General features: G+C 36.3%; 4 protein-coding genes. All 4 read right to left on the bottom strand.

Going from position 1 to position 2,239, the window contains the following annotated elements; all coding sequences use genetic code 11:
* Positions 1-577: hypothetical protein (locus NZ900_09675; protein ID MCS7234347.1), on the bottom strand; the 577-nt coding region annotated here is incomplete at its 3' end.
* Entirely contained in the window at positions 574-1,623 is a 1,050-nt protein-coding gene (locus tag NZ900_09670; protein MCS7234346.1) for a glycosyltransferase family 4 protein, read from the bottom strand. The genes NZ900_09670 and NZ900_09675, both read right to left, overlap by 4 nt.
* Complete coding sequence (locus NZ900_09665) at positions 1,601-1,828, bottom strand: hypothetical protein (protein ID MCS7234345.1); 228 nt, start codon at positions 1,826-1,828, stop codon at positions 1,601-1,603. The genes NZ900_09670 and NZ900_09665 overlap by 23 nt, the downstream gene beginning before the upstream one ends.
* 24 nt (positions 1,829-1,852) lie before the next feature.
* A partial coding sequence (locus tag NZ900_09660) for an ABC transporter permease (GenBank protein MCS7234344.1) occupies positions 1,853-2,239 on the bottom strand: 387 nt, incomplete at its 5' end.

Genomic DNA, 2,239 nt, shown 5'->3' with positions numbered 1-2,239 from the left:
TTATAACTTTGACTGGACACAAAGCAAATTCTTTTAGTTTATTAGCGATAAAGCTTGTATGAACTATAACTCCCATAGACCTAAGCACTACAGGTTCACACAAGGGATAATGAAAGACTTCTTCCCTTTCGTGTAAACCTCTCCCAGATTCCAGAGCTTTTTGCACCATTAATCGGGTGTTTTTGCCATAGTATGCTCCTATCATGTTTAAGTAAGCACCCATGTTGTTTTTTATATCCTTAAAGTAGCCGAGAAAAAAATGATGCATAACGTAATCATGGAGTATAACTATACCAGGAAAGACACTTAGTATTTCGTACATCTTGGAATGAAACCTGTGATTATTGCCAATGTTATACACAACCATGTTATATTCGTGTAACTTTTCTATTATATCTGCCATATTCATATCGTCGTATTTGTAGACTCTTCCTATGCTAATGCAGGTTTCAGAAAATTCAGCCTCTGTCCAGAGATCCACATCTGCATACTTTATCAGCTCTCTAACTATTGCTGTTGTGTATTCACTTATACCGCTAGGCTGTGGTGGTAGTGGACTAAACCAGGCTATCCTCATTCCAACAACCTCTCCACTACATAATCCCAGCTAAGACTAAGGCTTTGCACGTAGTTTTTAGCATTTTCCCCTAGTTTCATTGCGAGGGCCTTATCTTTGTAAAGCCTATTGATAGCATCAGCTAAACTTTTTGCTTCTGGCTCACATATTATTCCTGTGACCTCATTCGTAACAAATTCCGTTGGTCCACCAGAGTCTTTACAGGTTATAACTGGCTTTTTAGATAGCATACCCTCTAAGGTTATGTAGCCATAGTCTTCTTTATAAGTAGGAAAAATAACAGCTAAGCATCTGGAGTATAAGTCTAATATAGTTTCCCTTTCAACCCTTCCTAAAAATATGACTTTATCTGATAAGCCCAAGCTTTCCGCAAAAGATTGGAGCTCTTTTAAGTAGTCTGGATTGTCACTTTCACCGGTTATCAATAGCTTTAAACCTCTATCAACGTATTTCATAGCTTCTATAGCAATTTTGTGTCTTTTGTAAGGTGTAAGCCTGCTGGGAAAGAACAAGAAGTTCTCATAGTCTTTAAAATGGAATTTATCGTAATCAGGGGGCGGATGATAAAGAGGAACACCCTTTATACCTGTTTGCTCTTCGAACCATGAAGCTACGTGTTTCGAGTTAGTATAGAGTTTTCTAACTTGGGACAGATATTCTCTATCACATGCATGAATAATCTGTTTAACTTTTCTTCCCTCTACAGTAATGGGGAGATCACAAAATTCTTTGTTCCAAAACTCATAAGCACTTTTGTATGTTGACATCAGCCATACAACTTTATTGGGATGTTCTATATAGTAACTAGGGAATCGAAAAGCTATTAATACATCCACAGGCCTGCCGTTAGCTTCAATTAAATCTATGAGTCTGTTAATCAGAATATGTTTAGGTATGTTCTCTATTGGATACCATTTGAAAGGTATCCTAACCACATCTACCTGATAACCATTCTCTCTAATGGCCCTCTTTAGGTTGTTAATATGATATTCTGCACCTCCGTACACGAATGGTACTTGGTTATCAACTATTATAACCCTCTTCATACTTTGACCTTACAAGTCTATAATATATGAGCTTTGCTACTCTTTCTAAAAGTGGGTGTTTTTTGAATATTCCCTTATACTTAAGTCCACTACGTATTATAAAATCAGCTATAATGCTGGCCCTTTTTACTTCGTCACTCACATCATCACAAACTTCTGATGTAAGTTTTAAAATGGCTGTATATAGCTTATCTTTGTCTTCCATGTCTCCTTTAAATTATATCACAGATTAAAGCACATCAAGGAAACCCACACTAAGATACCTATAAACAAAAATCCCGGAAACGAGCGCTATACTAGCTATAACCAGACAAAAGATTATTGCTTCTAAGTTAAATTCTACCGTTTGTAGGTATATGGCTTCAACCATGTAGAAAAGTGGATTCAGCTTTATTATGGGTTTTATGTCTTCTGGCACTAATGAATAAGGATAAATGATTGGAACACTGTAGAATAGAAAATTTAGCGCCGGACCTAAAATTTGAGATACATCCCTGATGTAAACAGCTATAGAAGCTAGCAAAATAGATAGACCGAGTGCAAATATATACCAGAGAACTATAATAGGCAAAAGATTTATTGCTATCTTTATGAAATTAATGCCAAGCAGAGGAAT

Source organism: Synergistota bacterium, from assembly GCA_025060595.1.
Taxonomy (GTDB): domain Bacteria; phylum Synergistota; class GBS-1; order GBS-1; family GBS-1; genus 42-11.
Note: the sequence above shows the minus strand (reverse complement) of the source record. Positions and strands in the feature narration are given on the sequence as shown.